A 14,352-nucleotide genomic window follows, 5' to 3' on the forward strand; every position below is an offset into this window, starting at 1 on the left:
TGCACTGCCGAAGAAACCGCTGGTGGCAGTGGTTTCCCGACCGGGTTTCCGGTCGGGTGGCAGCCGGTGGAAACCCTCTGCGTCGCATCTTGACGGAGCGGAGCGGCCGACCGTACTGTGCGGTTCATGGCGTTCATATAGTGGCTTATATGTTCATTTATTGAACACTAGGGGGATCAATGTCCCACGAGCGGATGCGGCTGTTCGCCTTCGACTTCAACGGGCCGGCGCACCTGTCGGCCGGACTGTGGCGGCACCCGGACGACCGGGGTGCGCGCTACACCGACGTCCGGTACTGGACGGAGTACGCGAAGCTGCTGGAGGAGGGCCGGTTCGACGGCCTGTTCCTGGCCGACAACGTCGGCTACCACGACGTCTACGAGGGGAGTGCGGACGCGGCCCTGCGCGACGCGGCGCAGATACCGGTCAACGACCCGGCCCTGGTGGTGCCGGCGATGGCGAGCGCCACCACCCACCTGGGGTTCGGCATCACCGCCTCCACCTCCTACGAACACCCCTACGCGCTGGCGCGGCGCTTCACCACCCTGGACCACCTCACCTCCGGACGCATCGGCTGGAACCTGGTCACCTCCTACGCCGAGAGCGCGGCGCGGAACATGGGCACCGGACGCCAGGTCCCGCACGACGAGCGCTACGACATGGCCGCGGAGTACCTGGAGGTGTGCTACAAGCTCTGGGAGCGGTCCTGGGAGGAGGGCGCCGTCCGCCGCGACCGCGCGGGCGGTGTCTATGCGGACCCCTCGCGCATCCACGCGATCGAGCACCGGGGCACCTACTTCACCGTGCCGGGCTTCTTCCTGTGCGAGCCGTCGCCGCAGCGCACCCCCGCGCTCTTCCAGGCCGGCGGTTCGTCGAAGGGGCGGGCCCTGGCGGCGGCGAGCGCGGAGGCGGTCTTCGCCAACGCCACCTCGATGAGCGCACTGAAGCGGCAGGTCGACGACCTGCGGTCGCAGGCGGAGGCGGCGGGGCGGGACCCGCAGAGCGTCCGGGTCCTGCAGATGCTGACCGTCGTCTGCGCGCCGACCGACGAGCAGGCGCACCAGCGCTACGAGGAGTACCGGCGCCTGGTGAGCTATGCGGGCGCGATGGCCCGCTACAGCGGCTGGACCGGCCTCGACATGGCGCGGTTCGACCCCGACGTCCCGCTGCGGAACGTCAAGACCGAGGCCGGGCAGACCATGGTCGACATCTTCTCCAAGGCCGACCCCGACCGCGACTGGACCCCGCGCGACATCGCCGAGTACATCGGCGTGGGCGGGACCGGCCCGACGCTGGTGGGCTCGCCGGCCACCGTGGCGGTGCAGCTGGAGGAGTGGATGCGCCGGACCGGGGTCAGCGGCTTCAACATCGGCCACGCCCTCAAGCACAGGGACATCGCCGACTTCATCGAACTGGTCGTCCCCGAGCTGCAGCGCCGCGAGCTCGTGTGGGACGACTACGACGGCTCCACCCTGCGGGAGAAGCTCTACGGACCCGGTGTGACCCGGCTCCGCGACGACCACCCCGGAGCGGGCCACCGCGAGCGCCGACCGCAGGGCGTCGGCGCCTAGAAGCAAAGCCCACGCATCGACAGGAGGTGTGGTCCATGTTGACGGTCGAGTCCCCGATCTCCCAGCAGCACTACCGCAGTGTCATGGGGCGGCTGCCCACCGGCGTGGCGGCGGTCACCGGCCTGGACAAGGACGGCGAGGAGCTCGGCTTCATCGTCGGGACGCTGGCTTCGCTCTCGCTGACACCGCCGCTGGTGACCTTCAGCGTCGGCGAGGCGTCCTCCACGTGGCCCAGGATCCGGCGCCGGCAGTACTTCACGGCGAACGTCCTCGCCAGCGCCCAGACCCACGTGTGCCGCGCGCTTTCCCGCAAGGGGGCCGGCAAGTTCGAGGGCCTGCGGTACACGAGCGGCCCACTGGGGACCCCGCACCTGCCGGAGTCGATCGCCTGGATCGACTGCGAGGTGCAGGCGGAGATCGTGGTCGGCGACCACTTCATGGTCGTCGGCGGCGTGGTCTCGATGGAGTCGGCCGCGGGGGAGCCGCTGCTCTTCCAGGCCGGCGAGTTCGGCCGGTACGCCGGTCTGTCCGACAGCGCAGCGGTTGCGGGTTAGGAGCGGGGCATGAACGAGGACCGGCGCCGGAACCTGCTCAACGCCTGGCGCGCCGCATGGGGAAACGGTGACATCGACACCTTCGAGGGCCTGCTCACCAGCGGCTACGTGCGCCACACCAAGAGCGGCTCGGAGGGCCTCGAATCGGTCAGGTCCGCCATCGCCGCCTCTCAGAAGGCGTTTCCCGACCTGCGTACCGAGATCCTCGAAACCGTCGAGGAGGGCGCGCTCCTCGCGCTCCGCTGGCAGAGCCGGGGGACCCACACCGGCGAGTTCATGGGCGTGCCGCCCACGGACCGGATGGTGACCGTGACCGGGGCGTCCTTCTGCCGGTTCGAGGGCGCGCTGCTGGCCGAGGAGTGGGTCGTCTGGGATCCGCGCGAACTGCTGTCGGCCATGAACATCTGGGCGCTGGGCTCCCGCGCCGAACGCTAGGGCCGAGGTGGACACGTGCTCGTCGAACCGCGCGGCGGCCGCGTCGGCCGGAACGCCCCCGCGGGTGCCGCGGGGGCGGCTTCCTAGAGCAGGCGCCGCGCGGCGTCGAGTAGCGGGGTGCGGTAGCTGCGCCCGAACAGGCACACGTGGGCGAGCAGCGGGTGCAGCTGGTGCAGCGGGACGCGGGCCCGCCGGCCCTCGGCCAGGGGATAGGCCTCGTGGTAGGCGGCGAGGATCCGGTCCAGGTGGGGCGCGCCGAACAGCTCCAGCATGGCCAGGTCGGTCTCGCGGTGCCCGCCGTGGGCGGCGGGGTCGATCAGCACCGCCCCCTCAGGCCCCCAGAGCACGTTGCCGCCCCACAGGTCGCCGTGGATGCGGGCCGGGGGCTCGTCGGGGCCCGCGAGGGCGGCGACGCGGGAGAGGACGCGCTCCAGGAGCGCCACGTCTTCAGAGTCCAGGTGCGCCCGGTCGCGGGCGTCGCGCAGGTAGGGCAGCAGGCGGCGCCGCGCGTACCACTCGGGCCACCGTTCGCCCGGTGTGTTGTCCAAGGGCAGTGTGGCCAGCCACCCGGGCCGCGACGCGCCGAAGGACGGTGCCCCGGCCCGGTGGGTGAGCGCCAGGCGCCGACCCAGCTCGGCGGCGGCCTCAGCGTCCGCGCGGTGCTCGCGGACGAGTTCCAGCACCAGTACGCCCTCGTCGGCGGCGAGAACCTCAGGCACGGCGGCACCTCCGGGCGCCTCGGCGAGCCAGCGCAGCCCGGCGGCCTCCGAGCCCAGCGCCTCGGCGCAGCCGTCGGCGACCTTGGCGAAGAAGGGGCGCCCGTCGGCCAGTTCGCCGCGGTGCAGGGTCCACGCGTGCGAGGAGCCCAGCGGGGTGCAGGAGCGCACTTCGCTGGAGGCGGCCGCCGCGATGGCCGCCGCCGGAGGGGGCGCGGGAGTCGGCTGGGACATGGCGTGCTCACTGGGTAGCGGGTGCCGGTTCGGGCCCACGGTACCGCCGCGGGCCGCTGCCGTCCGCGGGACGCCGGTGGTCTGCGGCGGAGAGCAGCGTGCCCGGCCCCGCACGGCCGGTGTGCCGGGGGGCGTTTCCAGTTCGGCAACCCGTGGCATTAAGTTGGCCCTGCCGAACTTTTCCGATCGCTCTGGCACGGAGGTCTGGCGTGGGACTGCTCGACTCCCCGACCGGCGCGGCACGCTCGACGACGTCGCGCCTGCGTTCGGGCGTCGCTCTGCTCGGTCCGGCGTTCGTCGCCGCGATCGCCTATGTCGATCCCGGCAACGTCGCCACGAACGTCGCCGCCGGCGCGACCTACGGCTACCTGCTGGTGTGGGTCATCGTGGCGGCCAACGCCATGGCCTTCCTGGTGCAGTACCTCTCCGCCAAGCTCGGGCTGGTGACCGGCCGGTCCCTGCCGGAGGCGCTGCGCGAGCGCTTGCCGCGCGCCGCCCGGCTGGGCTACTGGGCACAGGCGGAGCTGGTGGCCATGGCCACCGATCTGGCCGAGGTGCTGGGCGGGGCGATCGCGCTGCGCATCCTCTTCGACGTCCCGCTGCTCCTCGGCGGCGTGATCACCGGGGTGGTCTCGCTGGGGCTGCTGGCGATGCAGAACCGCTACGGGCAGCGCCCCTTCGAGCGCGCCATCACCGGACTGCTCGGCGTGATCGCTCTGGGGTTCATGGCGGGACTGGTCGTGGAGCCGCCCTCGGCCTCCGGCGCCCTGGGCGGTCTCGCCCCGCGGTTCGCGGGGACCGAGAGCGTCCTGCTGGCGGCCGGCATGCTGGGGGCCACGGTGATGCCGCACGCGGTCTACGTGCACTCGGCACTGGCGCGCGACCGGCACGGACGCCGGCGCGGGCCGCTCCTGCAGCGGCTGCTCGATGCCAACAAGGTCGACGTCGGGGCCGCCATGCTGCTCGCCGGCGCGGTCAACCTCGCCATACTGCTGCTGGCCGCGAGTGCGCTGCAGGGCAGCGAGACGGGCGAGTCGCTGGAGGGCGCCCACGCCGCCGTGAGCGCGAACCTGGGTCCGGCCGTCGGGCTGCTGTTCGCGGTCGGGCTGCTGGCGTCCGGGCTCTCCTCGACGGCGGTGGGCTGCTACGCGGGCGCCGTGGTGATGGACGGCCTGCTGCGCCGGCGCATCCCGCTGTTCGCACGCAGGCTGATCACCCTCCTGCCGGCCCTGGCGGTGCTCGCCCTGGGGCTGGACCCCACCCGGGCCCTGGTCCTGTCGCAGGTGGTGCTGTCCTTCGGCATCCCCTTCGCGCTGGTTCCCCTCGTCGTCCTCACCGCCCGGCGCGACGTCATGGGACGGCACGTGAACGGGCGCGGGGTCACGGCCGCCGCCGTCGCGGTCGCGGCGGCCGTGGTCGCCCTCAACGTCGCGCTCGTCTATCTCACCGCCACCGGGCAGAGCTGAGCCGGGGCGAGGCCGCCGGGGCCTGCGGCGACCAGGGCGCTGAGCCCGGATGCCCCCACCGCGGCATCGGGTACGGGCGCCGGGTGTGCGCTCGCCTCAGTCGCGGGCGCAGCAGGAGCAGCCGGGCTCGCACCCGCAGGCGTCTTCGGCCGTGCCGCTCGCGGTGCCGGTCGCGGTGCCGGTCGCGGCGCCGGTGTGAGTGTGGGTGGGGGCGGGGGTGCCGACGGCGGCGGCGATGCCGCCCGGGGCGCAGCAGGCGTCGCCCTTCCAGGCCTCGCGGCCCTCCTTGACTGCGACCGCGGCGATGGCGAGGGCGACCAGCGGATCGGCCCAGGCCCAACCCAGCAGGGCGTTGGCCAGCAGGCCGGCCAGCAGGGCGGCGGAGAGGTAGGTGCACAGCAGGGTCTGCTTGGAGTCGGCCACCGCCGACGCCGAGGACAGCTCGCGACCGGTGCGGCGCTGGGTCAGCGACAGCACGGGCATGATCCCCACCGACAGTCCCGCCAGAACGATGCCGGTCAGCGAGGGCTCGGCCTCGCCCGCACCCAGCAGGGAGCGCACGGCCTCGAAGGAGACGTAGGCGGCCAGCGCGAAGAACGACACCGCGATGATGCGCAGCGCACGGCGTTCGCGCCGCTGGCGGAGTGCGGCTTCGCGCGCGGAGAACTGCCAGGCCACAGCCGCCGCCGAGGAGACCTCGATGACCGAGTCGAGGCCGAAGCCGATGAGGGCGGTGGAGGAGGCCAGCGTTCCGGCGGTGAGGGCGACGACGGCCTCGACCACGTTGTAGGCGATGGTGGCGGCCACCAGCAGGCGGATGCGACGGGTCAGTACCTCCCGGCGCCGGTCCGATACCCGCGGCGTGATCTGGTGGGCCATCAGCAGCAGTCCTTCTCGTCGGCCTCCGGGCAGGTGGTGTCGTCGGCCACGGCGAGCACCGCTGAGCGCAGGTCGTCGATGGCGTGGCCCAGGCGGGGGTCGGCGATCTCGTAGCGGACGCGGCGGCCCTGGGGCACGGCGACGACCAGGCCGCAGTCGCGCAGGCAGGCGAGGTGGTTGGACAGGCGGGTGCGGCTGATGTCGAGGGCGTCGGCGAGGTCGGCGGGGTGGGCGGGCGCCTGCCGGAGCCGCAGGAGGATGCGGCAGCGGATGGGGTCGGCCAGGGCGCGGCCGAAGCGGGAGAGGGCGTCGACGTCGGTGGCGAGGGTCAGCATACGCCGACGATACACAATTCTCTGAATCCTTGTGAAGATGAATCCATGATCTCCTGGCGTATCGTTCTCCCGTTCCATTGGGCGCCCACGTCCCCCCGCGGATCGGGGGCTGCGGCGTGCCGTGCCCCCGGCGGCACGGCCGCGCCGCCCGCCGGATCGATCAAGCGCCACGAACCGCTCCCCGCCGGCCGCGGGCTCGCCCCGACCGGCGGCGCATGCGAGCCCGGCGGCGACCGCGGCCGTGTGGCCCGGCAGCGCGCCACACGGCCGGCCCGGCCGAGGCCGCGGGGTGCGGCCGGGGCGGGACTTCAGGGCCGCGACTCCGCGGGGTCGGAGACGACGGTCAGAGTCCCGGCCGTGCCGTCGATCTCGACGGCCTGGCCGTCGGCGATCCGCCGGGTCGCGTCCTCGATGCCGACGATGCAGGGTTTGCCGTACTCGCGGGCGACGAGCGCGCCGTGCTGGAAGCTGCCGCCGGTCTCCAGGACGATGCCCGCGGCGTTGACGAAGAGGGGAGTCCAGCCGGGATCCGTGGCCCGGGCGATGAGCACCTCGCCGGGCAGCACGGGCTTCTCGCCGACCGTGCTCAGCACCTTCGCCGGCCCCGACGCCAGTCCGGGCGAGACCCCCTCTCCGACCAGCGCGTTCGCGGCCGCCGCCCGGGGCGCGGGACGGGGTATGCGGCCGCGGGAGTCCACCGCGACCGGGAACCGGGTGCCCGGCATCTGCCGGACGAGCCTGCGGTAGCGGGTGTTGCCGCGGGCGCGGGCGCGCAGGTCCGCCTCCGGCGTGCCGGGTGTCCGGGCTGCTTCGGCGAGGTCCTCCCAGGTCAGGTCGAAGACCTGCTCGGCTGTGTCCAGCAGACCGGCCTCGGCGAGTTCGCGACCGGCCGCGAGGGCGCGCCGGCGCACCCGGTAGCCGTCCCTGACCAGCTGGTACTTGTGGATCTCCCGGAGGCCGCCGAGAACCTCGGCGGTGCGGTACAGACGTGCCACGAGCCGCGCCTTCAGGGGGCTGCGGGTCCCGTCGAGGAGCCGGCGGTAGGCGTCGCGCCGTTCGCGCCGGCGCCGCTCGCTGGCCTGCCGCGGGTTCTCCCGCGTCTCCTCGTCGAGCAGCATGTAGTGGCGCATCTGCTCCAGTACCGGCCGGGGGTCGTCGGCGTAGCGGGGCGTGGCGAGGTCCAGTTCGTCGGGCCCGCGGAACCCGTAGTCGGCCATGAACGCGTCCCACCGGTCCAGGAACGCCGGCGGCAGATCCCGCTCACCGATGCGGCGGGCCAGCGCCGCGGGATCGGTGTAGGCGTCGGGTCCCGCGTGCTCCTCCAGCGACCGCGCGAGGTCGTAGAGAGCCAGGCCCATCTCGATCGTGGTGTTGTCGGGCATCGAGCGCAGCGCGGTGCCGAGAGACCGCCTCTGCTCGGCCGGGGAGCGCCGGTAGAGCGCCGTGAGCAGGGACGTCGCCGCCTCCGCCGCGGCGGTGAGGGGCAGGCCCTCGCGGACGAGCAGGCGCACGGCCGGCTTCATGGTCTGCTCGCCCAGGTGCCGGAGCGAGGGCGCGGTGCGTTCCACGTCGTCCAGGTGGCGGCGGTGCCGGTCGACGGCGCCCGCGTAGCGCCGCCGCGCCCGCTCGGGAGCCGCCAGCGCGCCCAGCGTTCTGGCGACAAGGCCCGAGGCGTGGGCGACGGTGCCCGCGACCGTCCGTGCCGCGTCCGCCGGGGCCGGCCTCTTCGCGGCCCTGCGGTAGTACCGCGCGTCGACGTTGCGCACGGTCCGCGCCGCGTGGACGTCGAGCGTCGCCAGCGACGCGGCCAGCCGCTCGGTGCCCAGCCACAGCACGTTCGACGCGTTCAGGTACCACCGGCCGCCCACCGTGTGCATGAGGCCGCCGCTCTCCCGCGTCGAGAACCGGCGCCCCGTCACCTGCCGGATCATCTCGACGACGGCTTCGGCCATCCACTGCTCGCCGAGCACCGACAGCGGCTCCTGCATCCCCTCCTCGAGCAGCGTGGTGTCCAGGTAGAGCCGCCGGGGAGCCCCCGGTGCGGTGCGCAGCTCCTCCGGCACCGGGAAGTAGGCGGTGACCGGGCGCGCCTGCAGGAGCGAGAGTTCGCCGTCAGCGGTGTAGGCCCATTCGACGTCGACCGGGGCGGCGGTGAGCGCCTCGGCGCGCGCGACCATCCGCGCGAGGGCCGCGGCCTGCTCGGCTGTCAGAGCGCACCGCGAGGGGTCGCCGCCGCCCTCGCCGCGCCTCTCCACCGAGCCGCCCTCGGGCCGCGACCACAGCGCGGTCTCCTTGGCGCCCGGCCTGGTTTCGAGCAGGCGCCCCGTCGCCTTGTCCACCACGAACCGGTCCGGTGTGACGCTGCCTGCGACCACGGTCTCGCCCAAGCCCCAGTTGGCCTGGATCACGACCTCGTCGTAGTCGTTGTTCTGCGGGTTCAGCGAGAAGGCGACTCCCGCCGAGGCGCTGTCGAGCTGGCACTGCACGACCACCGCGATCTCCGCCGCGGCGGGGTCGAAGCCGCGCCGGCGCTTGTAGGAGACCGCCGGGAAGCCCACAGCGGAGAGGAACACCGTGCGCAGAGCCGCGGCCAGCTCGTCCGGCCGGACACCCAGGACGCTCTCGTAGACCCCGGCGAAGGACGCTCCGGCGAGGTCCTCGTGCGGGGCCGACGAGCGCACGGCCAGCAGCCGCGTCCCCGGCGCGCCGCCGGGCCCGGGGTCCGCGCCCGCCAGCCCGTCCAGCGCCTCGGACAGACGGCGCTCCTGCTCGGAGGTCAGCGCCAGGTCCTCGCCCGCGGCCTGCAGGTCGGCGGCGCGCGTGCGCAGGTCGTCGTCGGAGGGGCCGTCGGCGCCGACGGCCTCGGCGAAGCCGCGCCACGCAGGGGCGGCGCGCAGGTGTTCGAGCCACGGCCTGAAGAACGCCGTGGTCAGCACGAACCCCGGCGGCACCGGCAGTCCGGCGCGGGTCATCTCGATCAGCGACGCGCCCTTGCCGCCCACCTGCGCTGCAGGGGGCCGACCGGCTGTGGCGAAGGGGTACAGCACGGCGTCCGGTTCTCGGTTCATCGTCGTCCTCCCGGTGCGCGGTCGGGTCTAGGTCTCCAGCAGGGCGCGCAGCGCACCGAAGGCGCCGGCGGTGTCGGTGGTGGAGTCCAGGAGTGCGTGCAGCACCAGGCCGTCGCCGGAGGCCGCCAGCAGGGCCGCCACCGCGTCGGGGTCCGCGTCGGCGCGCACGGCGCCCCGCTCCTGCTCGGCACGTATCAGCCTGCTCAGCACGCGCCGGTACTCGGCCAGCAGCGCGGTCACGCGCTCGGTCAGCTCCGGATCCCGCCCCGCCTCGCGCAAGGTCTCCACCAGCACACCGGAGAGCACCCGCTCGGAGTCCTCGCGGCGGGCGACCGATGCGGTGATCAGCTCGATGAGCTGGGTCAGGGTCTCCACGGCCGCCAGCTCGCCGATCGGCAACGCGGATTCGACCGTCTCCAGCGCGGCCTGGGCGAGCAGTTCCCGCTTGCCGCGGAAGTGGTAGCTCACCGCCCCCAGCGGCAACCCGGCCCGTTCGGCCACCGCCCGCGTGGTCACCCGGCCCCAGCCCACCTCGGCGATCAGAGCGGCGGCGGCAGCGAGCAGCCGCTGCCGCGTCCCGCCGGAGTGCGCCCGTTCCGGCGGGACTTGTTCAAATGAACTGTTCACTTGAACAACTCTACCAGGGGGCTCCGCCCGCCGGCGGTTTGCGGCCGCGCCGGCGGCCCGGCCGCCGGCGGCGGGGGAGGTCGGGCGGCGAACCGCTGCGCCCGGGTGCCGGGGCCGGGGGCGGGCCGATTGAACGCCGTGGGCGTCACCCCACCGCGGTGCTGTCGACGGTCCAGGCGCGAGCGCGGTCGCTGAGGGTGACACCCAGGCCGGGGCGGGCGGACAGGTGCATGCGCCCGTCGGCGATCTCCAGGTGCTCGTTGAACAGCGGGTCGAGCCATTCGAAGTGCTCGACCCACGGCTCGCGCGCAAACGCGGCGGCCAGGTGGATGTGGATCTCCATGGCGAAGTGCGGAGCCAGCTCCAGCCCGCGCTGGTCGGCCATGGCCATCACCTTGAGGAACTGCGTGATCCCGCCGATTCGGGGCGCGTCGGGCTGAACGATGTCCGCACCGCCTGTGCGGACGAGCTCGGCGTGCTCGGCCACGCTGGTCAGCATCTCGCCGGTGGCGACCGGGGTGGCGCAGTCGGCGGCCAGCGCGGCGTGGCCGGTGAAGTCCTGCGCGTCCAGCGGCTCCTCGATCCACACCAGGTCGAACTCCTCCAGGGCGCGGCACATCCGCCGCGCGGTGGCGCGGTCCCACTGCTGGTTGGCGTCGGCCATGAGGGGCACCCCGGGCCCCAGGTGCTCGCGCACCGCGTGGACCCGGGCGATGTCCACGGCGCTGTCGGGGTGGCCGACCTTGAGCTTGACGCCGCCGATCCCGGCCTCCACCGCCGCGCTCGCCTTCTCCAGGACCTCTTCCACCGGCGCGTTCAGAAAGCCGCCGGAGGTGTTGTAGCAGCGCACCGAGTCCCGGTAGGCACCGAGGAGTTTGGCCAGCGGGAGACCCGCACGCTTGGCCTTGAGGTCCCACAGGGCGATGTCGAAGGCGGCGATGGCCTGGACCGCGAGCCCGCCGCGGCCGACCGAGGCCCCCGCCCACGCGAGCTTCTCCCAGATCTTGGCGATGTCGCTGGGGTCCTCGCCCAGCAGGGCGGGGGCGATCTCCGCGGCGTGGGCGAACTGGCCCGGCCCTCCGGCCCGCTTGGAGTAGCTGAAGCCCACCCCTTCGAGTCCCGACTCGGTGGAGATCTCGGCGAACAGCATCGCCACCTCGGTCATCGGACGCTGCCGGCCGGTGAGGACCTTGGCGTCGCTGATCGGGGCCTCCAGGGGCAGGGTGACCGAGGACAGCCGAACCCCGCTGACGCGGTCCACCGTGGCGGGGCCGGCGGCGACCAGAGCGGAGTGGGCGGAGGTGCTGGTGGGCATGTGCGGCGGTGTCCCTTCGCGGCGGGAAAGACGACAGGAAGAAGGGCAACGGGTCGCTGCGCTCCGTGGCGGGGCCGGTGCCCCGGCGGCGGTCCGGGCGGGAGGCGGGGCCGCGCGCCCCGCCTCCCGTGCGCCGGAGGGGGCCTCAGCTCTCGCGGACCTCGTCGATGGCGGCCATGACCTCGCTGTACTCGCCCTTGCGGGCCTCGTCCAGCAGGCCGGACACCGACTCCTGGAACTCGGTGGTCTCCACGTCGTGGATCTTGATCCCGGCGTCCTTCATCTCCGCGAGGGACTCCTCGACCTCCTGGTCCCACAGCTTGCGCTGCTCGGCGACGGACTCCTGCGCGACGTCGCGCAGCAGTTGCTGATCCTTCTCGCTGAGGGAGTCGAACACGTCGGCGTTGATCATCAGCACCTCGGGGATGCGCTGGTGGGCGTCCATGGTGAAGTGCTTGGCCAGCTCGTAGTGGCCGCTGCTGACGTAGCTGGGCTCGTTGTTCTCGGCGCCGTCGAGGACGCCGGTCTCCAGGGAGCTGTAGACCTCGCCGTAGTCCATGGTCACGGGGGACCCGCCCATGGCCTCGACCATGTCGGCGTTGACGGACCCCTCGATGACGCGGATGTCCAGGCCCTCCAGGTCCTCAGGGGAGGTGATGGGCTTGTCCACGGTGTAGAAGTTGCGGGCGCCGGCCTCGTAGTAGGCCAGGCCCACAAAGCCGCTCTCGCGGAGGTCGCCCAGCATGCCCTGGGCGTAGTCGCCCTCGAGGAACCGCCACAGGTGCTCCTCGTCGTCGAAGAGGTAGGGCATCGAGAACACCCCGAACGCGGGCACGAACTCCGCCACGGGCGCCGTGCTGACCCGGGTCATCTGCGCGGCGCCCATCTGCACCTGCTCGATGACCTCGCGCTCCTCGCCGAGCTGGGCCGAGTGCCGGACGCTGATGTCGATGCGGCCGTCGGTCCGCTCGCGGACGTGGTCGGCGAACCAGATGTCGGCCTGGGTGGTCGGGTAGTCCTTCGGGTGGGTCTCGCCCAGCGACCACTGTTGGCTGCCGCCGCTCTCGCCGCCACCGCCGCAGCCGGTGAGGGCGAGCGCGCCGACCAGTCCCAGCGCGGCAAGGGTTCGTAGGGAACGTGTCTGCTTCTTCATGAGGAACTCCTCGGGGGGAGAGGGGGACGGGCCCGCTAGAGGCCCGCCAGGGACGGCAGCCAGAGCGAGAGGGCGGGGACGAAGGTGATGGCCAGCAGCACCAGAAGCATGGGCGCGTAGAACGGGAGGACGCCGCGTGTGGCGTCCTCCACCCGGATGTCGCCCACCGCGGCGCCGACGAACAGGACGCCGCCGACTGGGGGCGTGATCAGGCCCAGGCCGAGGTTGAGCATGAGCATGACGCCGAACTGGACGGGGTCCATGCCCACGCTCGTCGCCACCGGCAGGAGGATCGGGGTGGTGATCAGGATGAGGGGCGCCATGTCCATCACGGTTCCGAGCGCGAGCAGCATCAGGTTGATGAGCAGCAGCACCACGATCGGGTTGTCGGACATGCCGGTCAGGCTCTGGGTCAGCGCGGCGGGGATGCGGAGCTGGGTCATCAGGTAGCCGAAGGCCCCCGCCGAGGCGATGAGGAACAGCACCGAGGACAGCGTGCGCGTGGCCCGGTTGAGGACACCGATCAGCCCGCGCGGGGTCAGCTCCCGGTAGACCACCAGCGAGACGACCAGCGCCCACACGCAGGCGATGGCAGCGGACTCCGTGGCGGTGAACACGCCGGTCATCACGCCGCCGATGATGATCACCGGCGTGAGCAGACCGAGCGAGCCCTGCCAGATCACCCGGGGCCACTCCCGCAGGGGGACGCGTTCGCCCTTGGGGTACTTGCGGCGCCAGGAGAGGTAGTAGGTCAGCCCCAGCAGCGCGAGGGCGAGCAGCAGGCCCGGCAGGACCCCGGCGAGGAACAGCGCACCGATGGACACGCTGCCGCCCGCGGCCAGCGAGTAGATGATCATGTTGTGGCTCGGCGGGATCAGCACGCCCTGGATCGAACTGGACACGGTGACCCCGACGGAGAACCGGGCGTCGTAGCCGGTGCGCTTCATCACGGGCACCATGACCGAGCCGATCGAGGAGGTGTCGGCCACCGCCGATCCGGAGATGCCGCCGAAGAAGGTGCTGGCCATGACGTTGAGCATCGCCATGCCGCCGCGGAGCCGCCCGATCATCAGGTTCGCGAGGTCGATGAGCCGGCGGGATATCCCGCCCGCCCCCATGATCTCGCCGGCGAGTACGAAGAAGGGGATCGCCAGCAGCGGGAAGGTCAGCAGCGCGTTGACGATCTGCTGGCCCACCACCGGAAGGGGGATCTGCAGGTAGAGCGCGGTGCACAGCGATGCCAGGGCCAGCCCGAGGGCGATCGGGATGCGCAGCGCCAGGGCGGCCACGAACACCCCGATGAGGATGGCCACGGCCAGAGGGTCACCGATCATCGTCGTCCTCCTCGGGAGCCGGTTCCGCCCCGGTCGTCTCGGCGCCCCGTGTCTGCGCGGGCCCGGCCGAGCGGGCCGCGCCGGCGGTCAGTCCGTCCCCGGAGATGGGCACCGCCTCGCTTCCGGGCGCCGCGGCGATGTCGTGCGCGCCGTCCTCCCCGCCGCTCGGGCGCGTGTCCCGGCGGGTGTCGATCCCGACGAGCTGCAGCAGGCTGTACACGGCCACGAGCACGCCCGTCACCGGCATGACGGCGTACTGCACCGAGGAGGGCAGGCCGGTCGCCGGGAGGCTGGTGCCCGCGGTGGACACGGTGAACTGCCAGCCCTGGAACACCAGGTAGAGGGCGAAGGCGAGGAACGCCAGCGGGGTCAGCGTCTCCACCGCGGTCCGCAGCCTGGGCGGGAGCCGGTCGGTGATGAAGGTGACGCCGATGTGCGTGTGCTCCCGCAGGCCGATGGCGATGCCGAGATAGCCCACCCAGGCCAGCAGGATGAGCGCCACCTCCGACCCCCAGCGCGGACTGGCCTGCAGCACGTAGCGGCCGAACACCTGCCAGGTGACCACCAGCACCACCGCGGCCAGTGCCGTGAGCGCGAGGGTGTCGGTCGTGCGGTCGAGCACGCGCAGAACTCCGCGCGCGATCGACTGGAACTTGGGCGGCACG

The 14,352-nt window shown here is 73.0% G+C and carries 13 protein-coding genes; 4 read left to right on the forward strand and 9 right to left on the reverse strand.

The window, feature by feature from the left end; translation table 11 throughout:
* The first annotated feature begins 179 nt into the window (after positions 1 to 179).
* Genes ABEA15_RS00770 through ABEA15_RS00780 form a run of 3 tightly spaced genes read left to right on the forward strand, consistent with a single transcriptional unit; the run spans position 180 to position 2,560 of the window.
* Positions 180 to 1,571: an LLM class flavin-dependent oxidoreductase gene (locus tag ABEA15_RS00770; RefSeq protein ID WP_344140126.1), complete on the forward strand. Its 1,392-nt coding sequence runs from the start codon at positions 180 to 182 to the stop codon at positions 1,569 to 1,571.
* 35 nt (positions 1,572 to 1,606) lie between these two features.
* Positions 1,607 to 2,125, forward strand: coding sequence for a flavin reductase family protein (locus ABEA15_RS00775; RefSeq protein WP_344140124.1), 519 nt, complete (start codon positions 1,607 to 1,609; stop codon positions 2,123 to 2,125).
* A gap of 9 nt (positions 2,126 to 2,134) precedes the next feature.
* The gene (locus tag ABEA15_RS00780; protein ID WP_345554999.1) at positions 2,135 to 2,560 is read left to right on the forward strand and encodes an ester cyclase; all 426 of its coding nucleotides are present in this window, start codon (positions 2,135 to 2,137) and stop codon (positions 2,558 to 2,560) included.
* An 83-nt stretch (positions 2,561 to 2,643) separates the two neighbouring features.
* On the opposite strand, the gene ABEA15_RS00785 is transcribed toward ABEA15_RS00780, so the two are convergent.
* Positions 2,644 to 3,510 (reverse strand): fructosamine kinase family protein, encoded by an 867-nt coding sequence (locus ABEA15_RS00785; protein ID WP_344140120.1) that lies wholly within the window; start codon positions 3,508 to 3,510, stop codon positions 2,644 to 2,646.
* 209 nt (positions 3,511 to 3,719) lie between these two features.
* Between ABEA15_RS00785 and ABEA15_RS00790 the strand changes: the two genes are divergently transcribed.
* On the forward strand, positions 3,720 to 4,976 hold the full coding sequence (locus ABEA15_RS00790) for an Nramp family divalent metal transporter (RefSeq protein WP_344140118.1): 1,257 nt from the start codon (positions 3,720 to 3,722) through the stop codon (positions 4,974 to 4,976).
* Positions 4,977 to 5,072: 96 nt separating this feature from the next.
* Here the strand turns inward: ABEA15_RS00790 and ABEA15_RS00795 are convergent, their stop codons facing one another.
* From ABEA15_RS00795 to ABEA15_RS00830, 8 genes are all read right to left on the reverse strand, one after another.
* The gene (locus ABEA15_RS00795) at positions 5,073 to 5,855 is read right to left on the reverse strand and encodes a cation efflux transmembrane domain-containing protein (RefSeq protein WP_345555000.1); all 783 of its coding nucleotides are present in this window, start codon (positions 5,853 to 5,855) and stop codon (positions 5,073 to 5,075) included.
* The gene (locus ABEA15_RS00800) at positions 5,855 to 6,190 is read right to left on the reverse strand and encodes an ArsR/SmtB family transcription factor (protein ID WP_345555001.1); all 336 of its coding nucleotides are present in this window, start codon (positions 6,188 to 6,190) and stop codon (positions 5,855 to 5,857) included. The genes ABEA15_RS00795 and ABEA15_RS00800 overlap by 1 nt, the downstream gene beginning before the upstream one ends.
* A 308-nt stretch (positions 6,191 to 6,498) precedes the next feature.
* Positions 6,499 to 9,258 carry a PEP/pyruvate-binding domain-containing protein gene (locus ABEA15_RS00805; protein WP_345555003.1) on the reverse strand — a complete coding sequence of 920 codons (2,760 nt, stop codon included), beginning with the start codon at positions 9,256 to 9,258 and terminating at the stop codon, positions 6,499 to 6,501.
* A 27-nt stretch (positions 9,259 to 9,285) separates the two neighbouring features.
* A complete protein-coding gene (locus ABEA15_RS00810; protein WP_345555005.1) occupies positions 9,286 to 9,885 on the reverse strand; it encodes a TetR/AcrR family transcriptional regulator in 600 nt (199 codons plus the stop codon).
* A gap of 145 nt (positions 9,886 to 10,030) precedes the next feature.
* Positions 10,031 to 11,200 carry an L-talarate/galactarate dehydratase gene (locus ABEA15_RS00815; protein WP_345555006.1) on the reverse strand — a complete coding sequence of 390 codons (1,170 nt, stop codon included), beginning with the start codon at positions 11,198 to 11,200 and terminating at the stop codon, positions 10,031 to 10,033.
* Between the two features lie 145 nt (positions 11,201 to 11,345).
* Positions 11,346 to 12,353 (reverse strand): TRAP transporter substrate-binding protein, encoded by a 1,008-nt coding sequence (locus ABEA15_RS00820; protein WP_344140106.1) that lies wholly within the window; start codon positions 12,351 to 12,353, stop codon positions 11,346 to 11,348.
* Between the two features lie 35 nt (positions 12,354 to 12,388).
* Positions 12,389 to 13,687, reverse strand: coding sequence for a TRAP transporter large permease (locus tag ABEA15_RS00825; RefSeq protein ID WP_344140104.1), 1,299 nt, complete (start codon positions 13,685 to 13,687; stop codon positions 12,389 to 12,391).
* On the reverse strand, positions 13,677 to 14,351 hold the full coding sequence (locus ABEA15_RS00830; RefSeq protein ID WP_344140102.1) for a TRAP transporter small permease: 675 nt from the start codon (positions 14,349 to 14,351) through the stop codon (positions 13,677 to 13,679). Before ABEA15_RS00830 ends, ABEA15_RS00825 begins: the two co-directional genes overlap by 11 nt.
* Position 14,352: the final 1 nt, after the last annotated feature.

Source organism: Streptomonospora halophila (assembly GCF_039542725.1).
GTDB classification, from domain to species: Bacteria; Actinomycetota; Actinomycetes; order Streptosporangiales; family Streptosporangiaceae; genus Streptomonospora; species Streptomonospora halophila.